This is a genomic window from Mycobacterium venezuelense (assembly GCF_054919535.1).
In genome coordinates this window covers 101872-122123 of record NZ_JBONDW010000013.1, presented here as the reverse complement: position 1 = coordinate 122123, position 20252 = coordinate 101872, and the positions used below count along the sequence as shown (strand labels likewise).

22 protein-coding genes are annotated in these 20252 nt (G+C 65.6%); 7 read left to right on the top strand and 15 right to left on the bottom strand.

Annotated features, from left to right (window positions below; translation table 11 throughout):
* Nucleotides 1-20: 20 nt before the first annotated feature.
* A complete protein-coding gene (locus ACRCUN_RS21410; RefSeq protein ID WP_462143631.1) occupies nt 21-1493 on the bottom strand; it encodes a carboxyl transferase domain-containing protein in 1473 nt (490 codons plus the stop codon).
* 26 nt (nt 1494-1519) lie between these two features.
* Between ACRCUN_RS21410 and ACRCUN_RS21405 the strand changes: the two genes are divergently transcribed.
* From ACRCUN_RS21405 to ACRCUN_RS21380, 6 genes are all read left to right on the top strand, one after another.
* Complete coding sequence (locus ACRCUN_RS21405) at nt 1520-2254, top strand: enoyl-CoA hydratase (RefSeq protein ID WP_462143630.1); 735 nt, start codon at nt 1520-1522, stop codon at nt 2252-2254.
* 1 nt (nt 2255) lies between these two features.
* Nucleotides 2256-3362 carry an MBL fold metallo-hydrolase gene (locus ACRCUN_RS21400; RefSeq protein WP_462143629.1) on the top strand — a complete coding sequence of 369 codons (1107 nt, stop codon included), beginning with the start codon at nt 2256-2258 and terminating at the stop codon, nt 3360-3362.
* 83 nt (nt 3363-3445) lie between these two features.
* Nucleotides 3446-4981 carry a serine hydrolase gene (locus ACRCUN_RS21395; protein ID WP_462143708.1) on the top strand — a complete coding sequence of 512 codons (1536 nt, stop codon included), beginning with the start codon at nt 3446-3448 and terminating at the stop codon, nt 4979-4981.
* 28 nt (nt 4982-5009) lie between these two features.
* The gene (locus tag ACRCUN_RS21390; protein ID WP_462143628.1) at nt 5010-7385 is read left to right on the top strand and encodes a cation-translocating P-type ATPase; all 2376 of its coding nucleotides are present in this window, start codon (nt 5010-5012) and stop codon (nt 7383-7385) included.
* Nucleotides 7386-7444: 59 nt separating this feature from the next.
* The gene (locus ACRCUN_RS21385; protein ID WP_462143627.1) at nt 7445-7633 is read left to right on the top strand and encodes an antitoxin; all 189 of its coding nucleotides are present in this window, start codon (nt 7445-7447) and stop codon (nt 7631-7633) included.
* A 3-nt stretch (nt 7634-7636) separates the two neighbouring features.
* Complete coding sequence (locus ACRCUN_RS21380; RefSeq protein WP_462143626.1) at nt 7637-8077, top strand: type II toxin-antitoxin system Rv0910 family toxin; 441 nt, start codon at nt 7637-7639, stop codon at nt 8075-8077.
* 9 nt (nt 8078-8086) lie between these two features.
* Here ACRCUN_RS21380 and frdD read toward each other — a convergent pair whose 3' ends face one another.
* From frdD to ACRCUN_RS21310, 14 genes are all read right to left on the bottom strand, one after another.
* Nucleotides 8087-8443 carry a fumarate reductase subunit FrdD gene (gene frdD / locus ACRCUN_RS21375; protein ID WP_462143625.1) on the bottom strand — a complete coding sequence of 119 codons (357 nt, stop codon included), beginning with the start codon at nt 8441-8443 and terminating at the stop codon, nt 8087-8089.
* A complete protein-coding gene (locus tag ACRCUN_RS21370; protein WP_462143707.1) occupies nt 8440-8814 on the bottom strand; it encodes a succinate dehydrogenase/fumarate reductase transmembrane subunit in 375 nt (124 codons plus the stop codon). Before ACRCUN_RS21370 ends, frdD begins: the two co-directional genes overlap by 4 nt.
* An 8-nt stretch (nt 8815-8822) precedes the next feature.
* Nucleotides 8823-9581 (bottom strand): succinate dehydrogenase/fumarate reductase iron-sulfur subunit, encoded by a 759-nt coding sequence (locus ACRCUN_RS21365; protein ID WP_462143624.1) that lies wholly within the window; start codon nt 9579-9581, stop codon nt 8823-8825.
* Nucleotides 9582-9584: 3 nt separating this feature from the next.
* Entirely contained in the window at nt 9585-11324 is a 1740-nt protein-coding gene (gene frdA, locus ACRCUN_RS21360; protein ID WP_462143623.1) for a fumarate reductase (quinol) flavoprotein subunit, read from the bottom strand.
* 22 nt (nt 11325-11346) lie between these two features.
* Nucleotides 11347-11589: a hypothetical protein gene (locus ACRCUN_RS21355; protein WP_462143622.1), complete on the bottom strand. Its 243-nt coding sequence runs from the start codon at nt 11587-11589 to the stop codon at nt 11347-11349.
* Nucleotides 11590-11693: 104 nt separating this feature from the next.
* Nucleotides 11694-12896, bottom strand: a complete 1203-nt coding sequence (locus ACRCUN_RS21350) for a cytochrome P450 (protein WP_462143621.1) — start codon at nt 12894-12896, stop codon at nt 11694-11696.
* Nucleotides 12893-13942: an NAD(P)H-dependent amine dehydrogenase family protein gene (locus ACRCUN_RS21345; RefSeq protein ID WP_462143620.1), complete on the bottom strand. Its 1050-nt coding sequence runs from the start codon at nt 13940-13942 to the stop codon at nt 12893-12895. The genes ACRCUN_RS21350 and ACRCUN_RS21345 overlap by 4 nt, the downstream gene beginning before the upstream one ends.
* Complete coding sequence (locus ACRCUN_RS21340) at nt 13939-14358, bottom strand: hypothetical protein (protein WP_462143619.1); 420 nt, start codon at nt 14356-14358, stop codon at nt 13939-13941. Before ACRCUN_RS21340 ends, ACRCUN_RS21345 begins: the two co-directional genes overlap by 4 nt.
* A gap of 9 nt (nt 14359-14367) precedes the next feature.
* Entirely contained in the window at nt 14368-15066 is a 699-nt protein-coding gene (locus ACRCUN_RS21335) for a hypothetical protein (RefSeq protein WP_462143618.1), read from the bottom strand.
* Nucleotides 15063-15194, bottom strand: coding sequence for a hypothetical protein (locus tag ACRCUN_RS21330; protein ID WP_462143617.1), 132 nt, complete (start codon nt 15192-15194; stop codon nt 15063-15065). Before ACRCUN_RS21330 ends, ACRCUN_RS21335 begins: the two co-directional genes overlap by 4 nt.
* A gap of 12 nt (nt 15195-15206) precedes the next feature.
* Complete coding sequence (locus tag ACRCUN_RS21325; protein ID WP_462143616.1) at nt 15207-16007, bottom strand: CbbQ/NirQ/NorQ/GpvN family protein; 801 nt, start codon at nt 16005-16007, stop codon at nt 15207-15209.
* Complete coding sequence (locus tag ACRCUN_RS21320; RefSeq protein ID WP_462143615.1) at nt 16004-17533, bottom strand: nitric oxide reductase activation protein NorD; 1530 nt, start codon at nt 17531-17533, stop codon at nt 16004-16006. Before ACRCUN_RS21320 ends, ACRCUN_RS21325 begins: the two co-directional genes overlap by 4 nt.
* Before the next feature lie 121 nt (nt 17534-17654).
* Nucleotides 17655-18254 (bottom strand): TetR/AcrR family transcriptional regulator, encoded by a 600-nt coding sequence (locus ACRCUN_RS21315; protein ID WP_462143614.1) that lies wholly within the window; start codon nt 18252-18254, stop codon nt 17655-17657.
* A gap of 53 nt (nt 18255-18307) precedes the next feature.
* Complete coding sequence (locus tag ACRCUN_RS21310; RefSeq protein WP_462143613.1) at nt 18308-19039, bottom strand: hypothetical protein; 732 nt, start codon at nt 19037-19039, stop codon at nt 18308-18310.
* Between the two features lie 134 nt (nt 19040-19173).
* Between ACRCUN_RS21310 and ACRCUN_RS21305 the strand changes: the two genes are divergently transcribed.
* Complete coding sequence (locus ACRCUN_RS21305; protein WP_462143612.1) at nt 19174-20247, top strand: NAD(P)H-dependent amine dehydrogenase family protein; 1074 nt, start codon at nt 19174-19176, stop codon at nt 20245-20247.
* Nucleotides 20248-20252: the final 5 nt, after the last annotated feature.

Below are 20252 nucleotides of genomic sequence, written 5' to 3'. Positions count from 1 at the left end.
CTGACACGCGGAGCACCGGATCAGCCCAGACCGATGCGGCGGTACCGCTCGAGCCGGGCCTGCAGCCGTTGTTCACCGGGCACCGCACGTAGCCCGTGCAGCTCACCGGCGATGGCTGCCGAGAGCCTGGCCGTGAACGCGCGGGGCTCGTCGGCGGCGTCGGGCAGTTCAGGCACGACGACGTCGACGATGCCGTGCCGCAGCAGGTCCATCGCCCGGACCCCTTGTGCGGCAGCCAGTTCGGCGGCGTGCTCGGTGTCGCGGTACACGATCGCGCTGGCGCCTTCGGGTGGCAGCGGGGCCAGCCAGCCGTTCGAGGCCGCCAGCACGCGGTCGGCGGGCACCATCGCGAGCGCCGGCCCGCCGCTGCCCTGGCCCATGAGCACCGACACCGTCGGAGTGTCCAGGGTGACGAGTTCGGCCAGGCAACGCGCGATTTCAGCGGCCAACCCGCCCTGCTCGGCCTCGGTCGACAGCGCGGGCCCCGCGGTGTCGATGACAAGAACGAGCGGCAGCCGCAACTCCGCCGCCAATGCCATACCGCGTCGCGCCTCCCGCAGCGCCCCGGGGCCGACGAGACCGCCCACGATGCGGCGCTGGCCGACCACGACCGCGGGCTGGCCGGAGAATCGGGCCAGGGCGAGCAACGTCGTCGCCGCCTCACCCCGTTCGGTGCCCGAAAGCAGCACCCGGTCGGTCGCGCCATGCCGCAACAGGAACCCGACGCCGGGCCGGTCGGGCCGTCGGGACGCCTCGACCGAATCCCAGGCAGGCACGTCGGGCAGCGGCTCCGACGGCACCGCCTGCGGTGGCGGGCCCGGTGGGTCGGCAACAACTCGCAGCGTGCGGTCCAGGGTGTCGCGCAGCAGCGCGAGCGGCACCACGCCGTCGATGACGCCGTGGGCGTGCAGGTTCTCGGCGGTTTGGACACCGGACGGGAACGGTTCGCCGTACAGGTGCTCGTACACGCGGGGCCCGAGGAATCCGACGAGCGCTCCCGGCTCGGCCGCGGTGACATGTCCCAGCGAACCCCACGACGCGAACACCCCGCCAGTGGTGGGGTGACGCAGGTAGACCAGGTAGGGGAGGTGTGCTTGTTTGTGCAGTTCGACAGCGGCGGCGATCTTGACCATCTGCAGGAACGCGACCGTGCCCTCCTGCATGCGGGTGCCGCCCGAGCTCGGCGAAGCCAGCAGCGGCAGCCGCTCGGCGGTCGCCCGCTGCACCGCGGCGGTGATCCGCTCGGCCGCGGCCACCCCGATCGAGCCCGCCAGGAAGTCGAACTCACAGGCCACGACCGCGACACGGCGGTCGAACACCGTGCCCTCGCCGGTCAGCACGGATTCGTCGAGCCCGGTCTTCGACGACGCCTCGGCGAGCTCCCGCCGGTAATCCTCGCTGGTCGCGACGTCGAGCGGTGGCGCGTCCCAGCTACGGAACGAGCCCTCGTCGAGCACTGCATCACGAAGGGCCAGGGCACCGATCCGACTCACGGTCTGAGCGTATATAGGCTGGCCGCATGATTGGTGTCACCCGAGACGGCAATGTCCTGACGCTCGAGCTCCAACGTGCTGAGCGGCGCAACGCGCTGAACTGCGAACTCGTCGACAGCCTGCGCGAAGCGGTCGAGAACGCCGCCGACGACGATATCCGCGCGATCGTGCTGACGGGCCAGGGCCCGGTTTTCAGCTCCGGCGCTGACCTGACCGACGCGGCAGGCATGGCGGAGAAACTGCCGGACAAGGCGCTCGCGCTGAACTTGGCGATCGACAAGACGCCGGTTCCCGTCATCGGCGCGATCAACGGTCCGGCGATCGGTGCCGGCGTCATCCTCGCGATGATCTGCGATCTGCGCGTCGTCGCACCGGACGGGTACTTCCAGTTCCCGGTTGCCAAATATGGTCTGGCACTGGATAACTGGAGCATCCGGCGGTTGACCTCGCTGGTCGGCTACGGCCGCGCGCGGGGCATGTTGCTCGCCGCGGAGCGGCTCACGTCCGATGTCGCCCTGCAGACCGGGATGGCCAACCGCATCGGCACGCTCGCCGACGCGCAGAAGTGGGCTGCCGAGATCGCGGGCTTCGCGCCGTTGGCACTGCAGCACGCCAAGCGCGTGCTGAACGACGACGGCGCATACGAGGAACAGTGGCCCGCCCACAAGGAACTGTTCGACAAGGCGTGGTCCTCCAAAGACGTCATCGAGGCGCAGGTGGCCCGGATCGAGAAGCGGCCGCCGAACTTCACCGGAGCCTGACGTGTTGCGCGCGGCGCTGCGATTGGGGGTCCGGTCGGCGTCCCTGCTGGCCGGGGGTTGGCTGCTGCGCGCGTTTAGCGGCACGTATGCGTCGGTCGGTGCCGGGCGGCGGGATATCCGCCCGGTGGCCCAGCGGTCGCCGCAGTACGACGGTGACGTGTTCGTCAACATCGAGCCGGCTTCGCCGGGCATCAGCATGGACCGCGAGGAGCGGCGACTGCTGATCACCGAGATGTTCGGCAGCAAGGGCGCGAGCTGGCCACCAGGGCCGATACCGCTGGCCGAGCCCACCGATGGTGACGCCGACGCGTGTGCGGTGTCGTGGTACGGACACTCCACCGCGCTGGTCGAGGTCGACGGCTACCGCGTGCTCACCGATCCGATCTGGAGTCGGCGCTGCTCACCGTCGCGCGTGGTGGGACCGCAGCGCCTGCACGCACCGCCGTTGCCGCTGGAAGCGCTGCCCGCGGTGGACGCCGTGCTGATCAGCCACGACCACTACGACCACCTGGACATCGACACCATCGTCGGCCTGGCCCGCACGCAACGCTCGCCGTTTGTCGTGCCGCTGGGCATCGGTGCACATCTGCGTAAGTGGGGTATACCCGAGCAGCGGATCGTCGAACTCGACTGGCATGAAAGTCACCGCATCGGTGACCTGACGCTCGTGTGCACCCCGGCCCGGCATTTCTCCGGGCGGATGTTCCGCCGCAACTCCACGCTGTGGGCATCGTGGGCGATCGTCGGGCCGACGCACCGGGCGTTCTTCGGCGGCGATACCGGCTACACCAAGAGTTTTGCCGAGATCGGTTCGGACCATGGGCCTTTCGACCTGACACTGTTGCCGGTCGGGGCGTATCACCCGGCGTGGCCGGACATCCACATGGATCCCGAGGAGGCGGTCCGCGCACACCTCGACATCAGCGATTCCGGGCTGCTCGTGCCGGTGCACTGGGCGACGTTCCGGTTGGCTCCGCACCCCTGGGCCGAACCGGTACAACGGCTGCTGGCCGCCGCCGACCCGGCAGGCATCCAGGTCGCCGTGCCCAAGCCCGGCCAGCGGGTGGGCCGGGACTCGCCGGTGGCTGACCCGTGGTGGCAGTTGTAGCGCCAATGCACGGCTCGGCAGCGCGTTTGCAGGCATACTCGCGTTCTGTGCCCACCTTTCGCATGTTGGCCCTCGTTGTGGCGATGGGTATTGCCTTGACGAGCTGCTCAGATGCCTCGCAACCGGCGCCATCCATCGCCGACGAGCCCCCGCCGCTTGTCCCGGCGATGCCGTTGCCGGAGAACGCTGTCGACAACGCCGTCGCAAAGCTCGACGGGCTCGCCGAGGAACTCATGCGCGATTCGGGGATACCCGGCATGGCCGTCGCCGTGGTCCACGGCGGAAAGACTGTGTATGCGAAGGGTTTCGGCGTGCGCGATACCCGCAACGGCGATTCCGAGGGCAACCGGGTCGACCCGGACACGGTGTTCCATCTCGCTTCGCTGTCGAAGTCGCTGTCCGCCACGGTGGTCGCGCATCAAGTCGGTGCGGGCGCGATCAGCTGGGACACCCCGATCGTGTCGGAGTTGCCGTGGTTTGCCCTGTCAGACCCGGTTGTCACCCGGATGGTCACGGTGGGGGACTTGTTCGCCCACCGCTCCGGGCTGCCCGACCATGCCGGAGACCGGTTGGAGGATCTCGGCTACGACCGCCGTCAGGTGCTGGAGCGGCTCCGTCAATTGCCACTCGACCCGTTCCGGATCTCCTACGCCTACACAAACTTCGGGTTGACGGCGGCAGCCGAAGCGGTCGCAGCAGCCGCGGGAAAAAGTTGGGAGGACCTCTCGGAGGAAGTCCTGTACGGGCCGTTGGGCATGCAGTCGGCGAGCTCGCGGTTCGCCGACTACGAGGCCAAGCCCGACCGCGCCGTCGACCACATGCGTATCGACGGTCGTTACGAACCCAAGTACGTGCGTGATCCTGACGCGCAGTCGCCGGCGGGCGGGGTGAGCTCATCGGTCAACGACGTGGCTCGCTGGCTGGCCATGGTCCTGGCCGACGGCAGTTTCGGGGGCAGTCAAGTCGTCGACGCGAAAGCCCTTCTGCCCGCGGTGAGTCCGCAGATCGTATCGAGTCCTCCCACCGAACCCGCGATGCGGTCGGGCTTCTACGGATACGGCTTCAACGTCGGGACGACTTCTGCCGCACGGACCCAGATCAGCCATTCGGGGGGCTTCGACACCGGCGCCGCGACCAACTTCGTCGTCATCCCCTCAGCCGATGTGGCGATCGTCGCGCTGACCAATGCGAGCCCGACCGGTATCCCTGAAACCCTGACGGCCGAGTTCGCCGACCTCGTGCAGTTCGGCGAGGTCAGGCAGGATTGGCGCAAGCTCTATGCCGACGCGTTCGCCCCTATGGACGCCCCGGAAGGCGAGCTGGTCGGCAAACAAGCACCGGCCAATCCCGCGCCCGCCAAGCCTCTTTCGGACTACGTCGGGGTCTATCGCAACGACTACTGGGGGCAGGCCACCGTCACCGAGCGCGACGGCGAGCTTTCATTGGCGCTGGGCCCGAAATTGGTGGTCCCGCTGCGGCATTGGGACGGCGACGTGTTCACCTTTTCCTTCGTCACCGAAAACGCTCCGCCGGGAACGGTCTCCAAGGCGACGTTCGCCGGTGACAGACTGACGTTGGAGTATTACGACGAGGACGGGATGGGGACTTTTTTGCGATGAGCCGCTTGCGCGAAGAGAGACGTAACCGATGACGACGATCACTGCCACCGGCCTCACCGACGCCGAAGTCGCCGAACGCGTTGCCGACGGTAAGACGAACGATGTGCCGACCCGCGCTGCGCGCACGGTCTCAGAAATTGTGCGGGCCAACGTGTTCACGCGCATCAACGCGATCCTCGGTGTGTTGCTGATCATCGTGTTGTCCACCGGTTCGGTGATCAACGGTGCATTCGGATTGCTCATCATCGCCAACAGCGCGATCGGCATCATCCAGGAGATCCGGGCCAAGCAGACGCTCGACAAGCTGGCGATTGTGGGGCAGGCGAAGCCCACGGTGCGCAGGCAGTCCGGTACTCGTTCGGTGCTGCCCAGTGAGGTGGTGCTCGACGACATCATCGAGTTGGGGCCCGGCGATCAGATCGTCGTCGATGGTGAGGTCGTCGAGGAGACCAACCTCGAGGTCGATGAATCGCTGCTCACCGGTGAGGCCGATCCGATCGCGAAGGACGCGGGCGATGCCGTCATGTCGGGCAGTTTCGTCGTCGCCGGGACCGGCGCGTACCGGGCTACCAAGGTGGGGCGGGAGGCTTACGCCGCCAAGCTCGCCGAAGAGGCTTCGAAGTTCACGCTGGTGAAATCCGAACTTCGTAACGGAATCAACAAGATTCTCCAGTTCATCACCTATCTGTTGGTTCCCGCCGGCTTGCTGACGATCTACACGCAGCTGTTCACGACGGATGCCGACTGGCGCGACGCGGTGCTGCGCATGGTCGGTGCGCTCGTGCCGATGGTTCCCGAAGGTTTGGTCTTGATGACCTCGATCGCGTTCGCGGTCGGGGTGATTCGGCTCGGCAGGCGTCAATGTCTCGTCAACGAGCTGCCCGCGATCGAGGGTCTGGCCCGCGTTGACGTGGTGTGCGCGGACAAGACCGGCACGTTGACGGAGAACGGTATGCGGGTCAGCGATCTCAAGCCCGTCACCGAGAGTGCGGTGGCCGAGGTGTTGGCCCAGTTGGCCGCCGACGACGCGCGGCCCAACGCCAGCATGGCCGCGATCGCCGAGGCCTACAAGATGCCGCCGGGGTGGACGGCCACCGCGACGGCCCCGTTCAAGTCGGCCACGAAGTGGAGCGGCGCGTCCTACGGCGAGCACGGCAACTGGGTGATCGGCGCACCGGACGTGTTGTTGGACTCCACGTCGCCGGTCGCCGAGCAGGCCGAGGAGATCGGCGCCCAAGGCCTGCGGGTGCTGCTGGTGGGATCGTGCGACGTCGCGGTCGACGCGCCGGACGCCCCGGGCACCGTCACGCCGGTCGCGCTTGTGGTGCTGGAGCAGCGGATTCGTCCCGACGCCGGCGATACGTTGGATTATTTTGCGTCCCAGCATGTCTCGGTGAAGGTCATCTCCGGCGACAATGCCGTCTCGGTGGGTGCGGTGGCAGGCAAGCTGGGCCTGCACGGCGAGACCATGGATGCCAGGCAGCTGCCGCACGAGCCCGAGCAGCTGGCGGACACGCTCGAGGAATACACAACCTTCGGCCGGGTGCGGCCGGATCAGAAGCGGGCCATGGTGCACGCGCTGCAGTCGCGTGGCCATACCGTCGCGATGACCGGCGACGGCGTCAACGATGTACTCGCGCTCAAAGACGCCGACATCGGCATCGCGATGGGTTCGGGCAGCTCCGCCTCGAGAGCCGTCGCGCAGATCGTGTTGCTGGACAACAAGTTCGCGACGCTGCCCTACGTGGTCGGCGAGGGACGCCGCGTGATCGGCAACATCGAGCGGGTCTCCAACCTGTTCCTCACCAAGACCGTCTACTCGGTGCTGCTGGCGATCCTGGTGGGCATCGGCGGCCTGTCCGCCCGGTTCTTCGGCACCGATCCGCTGTTGTTCCCGTTCCAGCCGATCCACGTCACGATCGCGGCGTGGTTCACGATCGGCATCCCGGCGTTCATCCTGTCGCTCGCGCCGAACAACGAACGGGCCCACACGGGTTTCGTGCGGCGGGTCATGACGGCTGCGCTGCCGTCCGGTCTGGTGGTCGGCACCGCAACATTCATCTCGTACCTGTTGGCGTATCAAGGCCGAGCAGCGACGCCGGTGGAAGAGACCCAGGCGTCGACGGCGGCGTTAATAACGTTGCTGGTGTCGTCGCTCTGGGTGTTGTCCGTGGTCGCAAGGCCGTATGAGTGGTGGCGCGTTGCCCTGGTCGCGGTCTCGGTTGTGGCCTACCTCCTGATCTTCGCGATGCCGTGGACGCAGCACCTGTTCATGCTGGACCCGTTCAATCTCGTGCTCACGACGACGGCACTCGGCATCGGCTTGATCGGCGCTGTTCTCATCGAGGTGCTGTGGTGGGTTCAGGGCGCTGTACTGGGCGAACGGCGACGCTTGTGGAGATAGCTGGGAACAGGAGACAATGGCTCGCGTTCCCAGAGTTATCGAAACGATAGGGTGGGCGAATGGGATTTCTGGACAAGGTGAAGGACGCGTTGTCGAAGAACGCCGACAAGGTCGATACGGCGATCGACAAGGCTGGCGACATCGTCGACCAGAAGACGCAGGGCAAGTACGCCCAGCATGTCGACAAGGCGCAGGAAGCCGCCAAGAACGCCATCCGTAAAGACGACCCGCAGGCACCGCAGCAATAAGATATGGCCAAACTTTCAGTCTCCGTCGAGGTTCCACTGCCGCCGGAGAAGGCGTGGGAGTACGCCTCTGACCTGTCCCGCTACCACGAATGGCTCAGCATTCACCGCGCCTGGCGGTCGAAGTTGCCGGAAACCCTGGAAAAGGGCACCGTCATCGAATCGATCGTCGAGGTCAAGGGCATGCTCAACCGGGTGAGGTGGACCCTGGTCCACTACAAGCCACCGGAGGCGCTGACCCTCAACGGCGACGGCCGTGGCGGCGTCAAGGTCAAGTTGATCGGAAAGATCAAACCCGCGGGCGAGGGCTCGACCGTCGGGTTCGATCTGCACCTCGGCGGGCCTGCCCTGTTCGGGCCGATCGGCATGGTGGTCGCCGCTGCGCTCCGAAGTGATATTCAGGAATCGCTGAACAAGTTCAAGGAGCTGTACGCGCCGTCGGTGTAGGCCGCGCTGTCAGGCGGTGAGCAGCACCCAGATCGCTGCCACCGAACCCAAAGCCGCTGCGCCGTAACAGCACACCGCGATCACCCGATCGAACCGGCCGACCTGCAGGCCGTGCTCGAGCGTGAACCGGAATCGATGGGCCCAGTGGAACAGGGCCAGCACGAAGATGCCGGCCAAGGCGATGCGCGTGATCGGGTGACGTACTACGGCCAGCAGGTGCGCCTGGTCGACATCGAGCAGGTCGAGCGGAAACGCCACGCCGAACAACAGCATCAGCACCGGCAGTGCCAGTGCGGATACCATGCCACCCGCCGAGAACAGCAGCCAGAAGAACGGCTCGGGTGATCGTCGGGTGGGGGCGCTCATGCGAGCACCACCCACGCGATGATCGCCGACACCACGAGCCATGCCACATAGTGGCCGGCCAGCACTGCACGTTCCGGCACGCGCCGGCCCCGCAGGTGAATCACGATGGCGTGCGGCGCCAACCCGAGCCACGTGATCGTGTGCAGCAGCAGGAAGGCCAGTGTCACGACGTTCAGCACCACAATGACCGGATTGGCGCTGAAGTCGAGGAACTGCTGGTAGTTGCCGCCGCCCACCGCCCACACCCCGACGGCGAGATAGACGACGGACCACGCCACGAACACACTGCTGAGTTCGCGCAGCATGAACACCAGGTAGGACCGGCGTTTGACCCACCAGAGCATGGGCATCGGCGCACGGTACTCGGGCATCGAGGTGCTCATCGGACAGCCCGCCTTGACCGGAAGGGCATCACCAGGTCCCGGACCGAATGCTTTGCGGCAGTGAGCTTGTACTGCTGGATGGCACCGGCGGGGTCGACGCCTTTCGGGCATGCGGTCGAGCATTCGCCGACGTAGGTGCAGGCCCATGCGCCGTCGGCGGCGGCCAGGACGTCGCGGCGGTCGGGTTCGCCTTCGTCGCGGGAGTCCAGGTTGTAACGCTGGGCCAGTGCGATCGCGGCCGGTCCGAGAAAGTCTGGTTCCAGGCCGTAGACCGGGCACGCCGAGTAGCACAGCATGCAGTTGATGCACATGCTGAACCGTTTGTAATCGTCCATTTCGGCTGGGGTCTGCAGGTATTCGCCATCTTCTGGCGAGAGTTCGTCGTCGCGGATGATCCACGGCTTGACGCGGGGAAGCTTGGCCATGAAGTCGCTGATGTCGACGACAAGGTCGCGGATCACCGGGAAGTTGCGCATGGGTTCGACGCGAACCGGCCCGGGCAGGTAGTCGACGAGGAACGTGGCACACGCGAGCTTGGGATCACCGTTGATCGTCATGCCGCAGCTCCCGCAGATTCCCATGCGGCATGACCATCGGAAAGTCAGGGTCCCGTCCAGTCGATCCTTGATGTAGTTCAGCCCGTCGAGCACCGCCCACTCGCGGGTCAGCGGGACTTCGTACGCCTGCAGCGCCGGCTCGGAGTCGGTCTCCGGCTGATATCGGGTCACTTCCATGACAATTCGTTCTGCACTCATGGGTCATCTCCCGTAGACACGCTCGCCGGGTGGCCAGCGCGTGATGGTCACCGGCAGATACCCGACACGCGCCGAGCCGTCGGACTGTCGATGTATCAGGCTGTGCGCGAGGTATCGATCGTCGTCGCGCTTCGGAAAATCGGTGCGCTGGTGCGCGCCGCGGGATTCTTCGCGGTGCAATGCGGACTCGACGATCGTCTGGGCCACATCGAGCATCCCGGACAGCTCCAGTAACCCGGTGAGTTCGGTGTTGAACGTGAGGCTGTGATCGTCGAGGCCGGATTTGAGGAAACGCTCCTGCAGTTCCCTGATCTTGTCGGCGGCTTCGGTCAGTGTGGGCCCGTCGCGGTAGATGCCCGCCGCGGTCTCCAGGATCGTCTGCATCTCGGTGCGGATGTCGGCGATGCGCTCGCCTCCGTCGTTGTGGCGCTGCAGTTCCCGCTCGAGCCGGCGTTCCTCGTCGCGTGCCATGTGCTCGACCGCGGACGTGGCGGTGCCGGCACCGCCGACATATTCGGCGGCGGCCTGCCCGGCTCTGGCGCCGAACACCAGTAGTTCGGGCAGTGAGTTGGAGCCGAGCCGGTTGGCGCCGTTGATGCTCACGCACGCCGTCTCACCGGCGGCGTAGAGGCCGGATAGCGGTGTTGCTCCGTTGATGTCGGTGTGGACACCGCCCATCATGTAGTGCACCACCGGCCGCACCGGAACGAGTTCGCTGACCGGGTCGATGTGCTGGTAGTCGCGGCACAGTTCCCGCACAAAAGGCAGCTTGGTGTCGATGAGTTGGGCACCCAGATGTCTGAGGTCGAGGTAAACCACAGGGCCGTAAGGGGTTTCCGCCGTCCGGCCCTTGTCGAGTTCGTGCACGAACGCCTGCGACAGCCGGTCGCGCGGCCCGAGTTCCATGCTGCGCAGCTTGGGCTCGGGGGTCGGCGTACCGAGGTCGTAGTCCTGCAGATAGCGGTAGCCGTCCTTGTTGAGCAGCCAACCGCCTTCGGCGCGTGCAGCCTCGGTGATCAGGATCCCCGTGAACGGCAGGCCGGTCGGGTGGTACTGCACGAACTCCATGTCCTTGAGCGGCGCGCCCGCCCGGAACGCGAGTGCCATGCCGTCACCGGTCTTGATGTTGGCGTTGGTGGTGAACGGGAACACCCGGCCGCATCCGCCGGTGCACACGATCACCGCGTCGGCCAGGATGGTTTCGATGCGCCCGGTGGCCAGTTCGATCGCCACCACGCCGCGAACCACCCCGTCCTCGACGAGCAGCGTCGTGGCGAACCACTCGTCGTAGCGCGCGATGTCCCCGTAGGCGAGTACGCGCTGAAACAGCGTGTGCAACAGATGAAATCCGGTCTTGTCGGCGGCGAACCAGGTGCGGAGTTTCTTCATCCCGCCGAAGGCGCGTACGGCGATGTGCCCGTCCGGTTTACGGCTCCACGGGCAGCCCCAGTGTTCGAGTTGCATCAGTTCGAGGGGTGCCTCGTTGACGAATGCTTCGACCGCGTCCTGGTCACACAGCCAGTCGCCGCCGGAGATGGTGTCGTATGCATGTTCGTCGATGCTGTCGTCGGCGCCCGCCACGGCCGCCGCGCCGCCCTCGGCCGACACCGTGTGACTGCGCATCGGGTAGACCTTCGACACGATCGCCACCGACAGCTTCGGGTTCGTCTCAGCGATGGCGATCGCAGCGCGCAATCCGGCGCCGCCCCCGCCGATCACCACGATGTTGTGCGAGGCCGTCACGGTCGGAGCTCACTGCCGAGTCTCACACTTCCCAGGCCTCATGCTCGCCGCAGCGTTCGTCGCGCAAAATCCTGCCGTCGTGTCGGATGGTCCGGACGCTGATGCATCCGTCGTGGTAGGTGTGCCGGGTCTCCCGACAGCCGCACGAGAACCTGAGGTCGTCGTAGCTCAGGCCGTCGTCGTCGTTCTCGAGGTGGCGATCGCCTTCCGTCATGCGTCCGCAAGGCGCCTTTGTTCTGGAGAAATGCGTGGTCGTCGCGGCCATCGTCCCGCCTCCTCGGGTCTCAGGCATGTGGTCCAGATCACATCAGCGTATTCCTGTCAAGGCGTGCAGTCCATGCTTCGCCGGTCGCCGGCGAAATCCTCGGCTCACAAGCTTGGTGAACTCGGCCGTCGAGCGCCGCACGGACTGGAGGTCGCGCAGATGCGTATCGGCAGTTCAGGCAGGCGGCATGTCGCCGACGGCCACGTGATCTCCGGAACGTAGCCGGGGGCAAGCTCGAATTCGGGTATGCGGGCCAGCCATTCGGTGACCACGAGCTTGAGTTCCATCCGTGCCAGGTGGGACCCGAGGCAGCGGTGCGGGCCGCCGCCGAAGCCCCAGTGCTTGTGCAGCTTGCCGTCCAGCACGAAGTCGTCGCCGGACAGTTCGTCGCTGCCGTCGCGGTTGATCGCGCCGAGACACAGCCGGACTTCGGATCCGGCGGGCAACGTGACGCCCGCGATGGTGACGTCGCGCGTCGTGACCCGTCCGACGACGGGTGCTGCCGGTTCCAGCCGGATCATCTCTTCGACAAACGCCGCGACACCGTCCGGATTCTGGACCAGCGCCGCACGTAGCGCGGGCCGGCGGGCCAGTTCCAGCAACGTGGTGCCGATGGTGGCGGTGACGGTGTCCAGGCCGGCGAGCACGAAGACCACCGACAGTCCGACGGCCTCGTTGTCGGTGAGCGGATCGTCGCCGTGCAGCAAGTGAGACAGAATGCCACTACGCGGGTTGTCGCGTTGTTGGGCAACTGCTTCGGTGAGATAGGTGTAGAGCTCAACCGCCGGCGCGAGGTCGACACTGTCGGGATCGGTCGTCAGGCTGAACGCGATGATCGCGTCCTTCCACGCGATGAGCCGTTCGCGGTCCTCGAGTGGAAGCCCGAACAGCGTGAGGAATACCTGCGAGGGATACGGTGTGGCCACGTCGGCCATCACCTCGCACTCGTCGCGGGCGGCGATCGACTCGACGATCTCGATGGCCTGGGCCTGAAGCGAGGGCAGCAGCGCGCCGAGCGTCTGCGGGCTGAAGAACGGCTGGAGGAGCCGTCGATACCGCGTGTGGTCGGGAGGATCGAACCCCAGCGGCACCAACGGAACCGGGCTGATCATGTCGTCGTACGGAATCCGTGACGAGAAGACCTCTGGATTGCGCAGTGCGGCAAGGACTTCCGCACGTCGTGTCAAGTAGTACCACCCGTCGCCGTAGAGGACGGGCCCGAGCTCGCGCAGGTGAGTCCATCCCGTGCCGCGGTCACGGGCCATGGGCAGGTCGCCGTAGCTGACGTGGGGTAGTGCCGGAATCATCGGCGCGCCAGTCCGCGGGGCCGGATGAGGCCGAGGTCGAGGTGGTTGAGCCAGCCGGGCGGTGCGTCGCACACATCGGGGATCGCGTTGACGGCCGCCATGGCGGTCCAGTCGTAGCCGGGATGGACCATCGACCCGTCGGACCGCCTCATGCCTTTGAGGATCAGCTCGGTCGGCGGGTCGCCCTCGATGACGATCTGGTAGCGGGTCTCGCCCCAATCCCATGCCGGTTCGAGTTTGTCCGGACCCGCGGTCACGTAGATCGCGTGGAACACGATGAGTGGCTGCCCGTCGACCCACGCCGTCCATTCATGACGCTGTGCCGCGACCGTTCCCTTCGCGATCGCACCCTCGTCGTGGGCGATGTCCTCGGCGGCGGCCGCGACGTCGACCTCGGCGGCGGTCACCTTGTCGATCGAGACGCCGAGGCCGTCGGCGATCATGTGCATCGACTGGGCGAAGAACGGCAGGCCGAGGCCGAGAATCGTTGGCTCGGTGAGGAACTTGTCCTTGTCTTTGCCGAATCCCATCCAGTCGATGTGGTCCGTCGGCGCGTCTTTCAATACGTCGACGACTTCGTACACATGAATCGTGTCGATCCTGTTCATCACCCGAGCCAAGGTGAGCGGAAGGATATCGCCGGCATAACCGGGATGGATGCCGCCGCCGTGGAATGACGTTCCGCCGTCGGCGCAGGCAGCCACGATCTGCTCGGCGGGCTCACGGAAATCCGGTGAGGGATGGAAGAACCCGCTCGTGGTCACGACGTTCTTGCCGGATCGCAGAAGCCGGCACACGGTCTCGACGTCCATCATGATAGGCGTGTAGAACACGCAGTCGGCGTCGAGCGCGACGATCGCTTCGATGTCGTCGGTGACTATCACACCGGTCGGTGCGATACCCGCGATCTCGCCGGCATCCTTACCGACCTTGTCCTTGCTGTGCACCAGGACACCGACGAGATCGAACAGGGGATTGTCGGCGAAATGGCGCACGCCGACCTGTCCGACATCGCCGGTCATCCATTGAATGACCCGGTATGTCATGGTGCGCCTTGCTGTTCGGCGGCTTGACGCGCTTCGCGCTCGTCATGGATCCGGACCAGCTCACGGAATCCGATCCGGTTGTACTTGGGTACCGGCTGAATACCCCACTCGTCCTGCGCGGTGTCCTTGCCCTCGGCTCCTTCCGGTGGACCGAATGCCGGGTAGGGGACCTTGCATTCGAGCGTGTCGTCGGAATAGCGGACCTTGAGCAGTTCGCTGCAGATCTCGGTGAGGCTCAAGGTGGGATAGCCGTAGTAGACCGCCATGAAGGGCAGCGTGAACGCGCCCTCGATGACGAGGGCGACCAGGCACACGAGCACCGCGCGCTTGATGTACTTGTGCATCCTGGCGTAATAGGGCGTGGTGCCCGGTGGGAGGTCCTCGGACTTCTCAATCGCTTCGGGTGTCGTTGTCACAGTTGCTCCTCAGTCGGTGAAGATTTCGCGGTTCACCGTGTGCAGGTACGGGATGGCGAGGAAGGGGGTGATGTAGAAGATGTCGTAGAGCCACCAGCCGATGACGGGGAACACGACGCCTGCGAAGCGCACATCGGCGAACATCGTCATGTTGAAGACGTAGAGACACCAGATGAGCACACCCATCCAGCAGGTGACGATCATCCATTGGTGGCCCCAGCGTTTCATCTGCAGGAATCCGATTGCAGCAGCGCACCGCATCGCGAAGACGGTGACGATCATGCCGAAGACCATCGACTTCTCACCGGGCCCGGCGGCGCCGCCGATCCACAGTTCGTTGTAATGCCAGAAGTAGCCGGCATCGAACATGGCGCCCCAGCCGACCATCAGCACCCGGTTGATGAGAGTGTGGTTGGCCACCAGGTCCAGCGCCCATCCGAGGCTGTTGAGCATGCCGTCGATCAACACGAGATAGCCGATGAGCGTGACGATCATCGGCCGCACGGAATACCCCGCACGTAACGCCTGGCGCTGTAACCACACCCCGCGCATGAAGATCGGGAAGCCGATGAGCCCGGGCGCCCACATCCCCATCAGCGCGGCGCCGGTGATCATCCACTTGTCGGCTCGGCGCTGCGCGAGCCGGGACTGCTCCTGATGTTCGTCGAGGCTGAGGGATTCCTTACCGGATTCTGTTGTCGCCGTCACAATTCCCACCAGCCACGCGCGAAGGACATGTAGAGCTGGATGAGGAACATCGTCAGCAGGTATCCGTAGATGACGACCTGCAGGACGATGAGCGCCTTCTTGCGGTTGCGTTCCTTCTGATCCACCATGGCGTTTCCTTCCTAGATGCTTGTGTTGTCGGCGCCGGCACCGAAGAGGCACGCGGACGCGACCTCCAGTAGTCCCTCGGTGATCGCGCCGTCGCTGGACAACGGTGCGAGTACGCAGGCTTCGGCGGCTTCGAGTTCCGTTGCGCCTGCGACGATCAAGTGCGCTGCCGTGACGAGCACCCTGGTTGAGGGCGGCTCGAAATGGAATGCCTCGTCCGCGGTCCGGATTGCGGTGGCGCACCGGACCAGACGCTGCGCGGTCGGCAGTTCGACACCCGCCTCGGCGACGATCACCTCGGCTTCGCGCTCGGCCGGCAGGTACCGCATCGGCAGCGTGACGAACCGCTGCCGGAACGATGGTTTGAGCTCCTTCAGTGAGCTGCGGTAGGCGGGATTGTAGGAGCACACCAGCATGAAAGACTCTGGTGCTTGGACGACTTCGCCGGCGCGATCCAGGTAGAGCGTGCGCCGGTGGTCGGTGAGCGAGTGCAGGACGGCCAACGAATCGTGTCGCGCCTCGACGACCTCGTCGAGGTAGCAGATCGCGCCCGCCTTGACCGCCCGGGTGAGCGGCCCGTCGGTCCACACGACGTCGCCGCCGGTGACCATGAACCGGCCGACGAGGTCGGAGCTCGTGAGATCGTCGTGACAGCTGATCGTGATGACCGGACGGCCCAGCAGCAGGCCCATGTGCTCGACGAGGCGGGTCTTGCCGCATCCCGTCGGGCCGGTGAGCATCACGGGAAGGCGTTGACGGTAGGCCTGCTCGAACAGCTGGACCTCGTTGGCGTTGGCGTAGTAGTTGTCTGTCATGCGGTGACCAGCTCCCGGTGGACGTGGGCAAGGACGCGGGGAAGTTCTTCGACGCGGCGGATACGTTGGGATCGTTTTGGGCCGAACACTTCCGGCAGCGGGTCGACGCGGGTGGGGCCGACGCCGACGTAGTACATGGCGACGCCTGCCTCGTTGGCTTCCTCGACGGCGTGGGCGGCGTCGGCCCACGCGTAGCGGCCTTCGTAGCCCTCGTCGGAGATCAGGCCATCACCGATGACGATGAGCAGACGTCTTTCCGACGGTTGGGCCAGCAGGCGGCTGGTCATATGCCGCAGCGGCGCACCGAGTCTGGTGTAGCCGCCGGTGGACAGGCCGAGGCTGCCGGGCGGGACGAAGCGGCGTTCTTCGAAGTCCTTGAGGCAGTGGACTTCCACGCGATGGCGGGTGTTGCCGGTGAACGTGAAGATGCCGTGGCGTTCGCGCGCCGACGTCATCGCGCGCGACAGGGCGTCGGCGCACGCGAGCTCGAGTTTGAAGACCCTGCCGCCGTGCACACCCAGCGAGGAGCTCCCGTCGAGCAGCAGCGCGGTGGTGACGTCACGGCTCGCGGGTAACAGTTCACGGAAGAGCCGCGGTTCGACCGCTTCGCCCGTCGTCAGGTCGATGTAGTGGTCGACGTACTGGTCGACGTCAAGGTCGGAACCGTCCTCCAGCCGGTTCTTCATCGCCCGATGGGTGTTTTCCTCGAACCACTTCCGGACATCCACCGCGACTACACCGGGCTGGCGGTGACGATGGTTGTGCGCCTGCTCCAGAACGGCGACGTGGTCTGGCATGAAGCTCTTGGTCCACGCGTTCCATTCCGGGTAGGGGATGCCCGGCCGGTGGTCGGGCGTGATGTCGAGGTCGTTGTCCTGCGGGCGGCTGGGCGGAGGCAGATTCGGGTTGCGCACGCCGCCGTCACCGCCGACGGGCACGGAATGCGCACGGGGCAGCCGTTTTTGCGTGGACGTCCACGGCAGCCGTCCGAAGGCGCGGCGCATCTTGTCGGACAGACCCTGCGGCAACGTGTAGGCCCGCGGCAGGCTGCCGAGCAGTGGGTCCAGCGGGAGCTGCTGTGCGGTGCGCGCCAGCGTGATTGCACGGTTCAGCATTTCGTGAGCGTCCATGTCGGCGCGGGCGGGTTCGAGGTGCGGCAGGATGGCGCGCAGGTCGGCCAGCAGTCCCGGCCAGTGCTCGGCGACCCAGCCCAAGGCAACGCCGGCTTCGATGAGGGTGAGCGCGGCGAGTTCGCGGGTTGACAGCTCGTTGAGACGATAGTCGACGACGCGATCCTTGGACGGCGAGCACTGCAGTGCCACACCGCATGTCAGGGTTCGCCGGGTCCAATCGCGACGCGGTGGATAGGGCACATGTACGACGTCGAGCAGCGAGCTCAGCCCGAAGCCGCGGCGCTGGCCGCTGACCAGCCGAGCCCCGGTGCGGCGCTGCCCGCTCAATGCCACGGCTGTGACGGCGCAACCGCGTTCGGTTGCCATGGCATGCGCGTCGCTGAGTTCCGGCATGGCGTGTCCTGACCTTCAGAACGTCCCGATGTTGGAGAACATCCAGTACCAGAACCAGATGATCAAGCCGGTACCGCCCCAGGCGGCCACGTAACGGAGAATCTCCCAAATCCAGTCCATGTCATATCTCCAGTCCACGTAGGGCAGTCGCGACGAGTTGCGTCAGCATCACGTCGCGCTTCTCGTTGTTGGCGGTGGTGGTCAGCACGCCGTAGATCCCCAGTAGGAAGAACGCGGCGCTGTAGAACGCGTCGACCTCGGGGTGTACTACGCCGTCGCCGCGGGCGCGCTCGATCTCGCGGACCAGCAGCACGATGAGCGGGTGGTCGGTCCACTCGTCCTTGGTGGGGCGGGACGGCGAAAAGTGCAGCGCCAAAACTTCTTTGAAGAGTATCGAGCCGAAGCGCTGCTCCAGCCTGGTCACGAGGCGGACAAGTTCGGTCAGCGCCGTCGTGAGATCATGATCGATGTCGAGAAAGCGCGCGAATTCGGTTGCCATGCGGGTCTCTTCGCGTCGCTCCAGCTCCAACAGCACGTGTTCCTTGCTGGGGAAGTGGAAGAAGAACGTTCCGTGGGCGACGCCCGCGGCACTGACGATCGCGCCGACGTCGGCCCCGGCCATGCCCGCCGTCTGGAACTCGGCGATGGCGGCGCCGAGTATTCGTTCCCGTGTCTGCAGGCGGCGCAACTCGCGTGCCGTCGGCTTGACCTGTGGCGCCATACTCGTTCTTTCTAGACCTATTGCTGAGTTGAGTCAATGAGTTAAGTCATTGACTAGTCGGAGAAGATCTCGCGGTTGACCGAATGCAGGTAGGGGATCGCCAGGAACGGGGTGATGTAGAAGATGTCGTAGAGCCACCACCCGACGACTGGCAGCACGACGCCGGCGAATCGCACGTCGGCGAACATCGTCATGTTGAACACGTAGAGGCACCAGATGACGATGCCCATCCAGCAGGTGATGATCATCCACTGATGGCCCCACCGCTTCATCTGCAGAAATCCGATCGCGGCGGCGATCCGCATGGTGAAGACGGTGAGGATCATGCCGACTTCCATGGCCTTCTCGCCGGGCCCCGATGCGCCACCGAGCCAGAGCTCGTTGTAATGCCAGAAGTACCCCGCATCGAACATCGCACCCCAGCCGTTCAACAGAATTCGAGCCAGGATGGTGTGGTTGGCGACCAGGTCCAGCGCCCAGCCGACGGTGTTGATCGCGGCGTCGATGATGACCAGATAGCCGATCAGTGTGACAAGCATCGGGCGGACGGACAACCCGTCGCGCTGCGCCTTGCGAAGCAGCCACACACCGCGCAGGAAGAGGGGCAATCCGAAGATGCCGAGGGCCGCGGTGCCGATCAGCAGGCTCCCGGAGATCAGCCATTTGTCGGCCTGGCGCTGTGCGCGCTGTGAGGCCTCCATGTGCTCGTCGAGCCCGCTCGCCGAGGGTTCCCGGTGCGCGTCCCTGGTGCCGCCACGGGTGGGGTTGAACGTCGGCAGCTTCATGCACGCTGACTGTAGTCAATAATTTGAAGTAGTCAATCGGCTAGTCTCAACATCCGCGAGCAGACATGAAGTCGCACTTTTCGGGCCACTTCTGTGCGAGTCTGTGTCTGCTCGCCAACCAGTGAGGGTTATCTATGCGCAGAGTGGTGCAGTTCTCCACGGGCAATGTCGGCCGGCACTCGCTGCTGGCGATCATCGGCCGCCCGGATCTGAAGCTCGTCGGTGTGCACGCCGCCAACCCCGACAAGATCGGGCGCGACGCGGCCGAGTTGTGCGGGCTTTCGGAGCCGACAGGGGTGGTCGCGACTAACGACATCGACGCTCTGATCGCGCTCGCGCCCGACTGCGTGGTCTACACCGCGCTCGGCGAAACCCGGCCCATGGAGGCGATCGAGCAGATGTCGAAGCTGCTTGCCGCCGGCATCAACGTCGTCGGAACGTCGATGGTGTGGCTGGTGACCCCGCGCCAGGCCGATGACTGGCTGCGCGTGCCGCTGGAGCAGGCCTGCCAAGCGGGCAATTCCTCGCTGTATGTCAGCGGGATCGACCCAGGCTATTCGGCGGATACCGCGGTGCACGCCGCGCTGAGCCTCGTGACGCGCGCCGAGTCGGTGACCGTGAAAGAGATCTTCGACTACGGCAACTATGACGACTACGAATACACCGGCACGGCAATGGGTTTCGGTACCACGCCGGAGGACGACACGCCGATGGCGTTCCAGCCCGGAGTCATCACGTCCATGTTCGGTGGCTTGGTGCGCAATCTCGCCGGCCATCTCGGGGTGGATCTCGACGAGGTTCGTCAGCGGTATGAGCCGTGGTACGCCGACAACCGCATCGAATGCACGATGATGACCGTCGAGCCCGGACAGCTGGCCGGAGTGCGGTTCGGTGTGGAAGGTATGCGTGATGGCGTGCCGGTCATCACGGTGGAGCACACCACTCGCCTCACACCTGTGGCGGCACCGGACTGGGACTATCCGCCCGATGGTCTGTCCGGTGTCCACAAGGTGATCATCGAGGGCGAGCCACGCATCGAGGTCAGCACACACCTGTCCCATCCGGTCCTCGACGTGACCGATGCCGGCTGCCTCTCAACGGCAGCCCGCGCGGTCAACGCGATCGACTGGGTCTGCCGCGCACCCGCGGGATTGGTTGCGGTCGAGGACATTCCGCCGACGGAAATGATCCGCGGGTTGATGTGGTGACGATC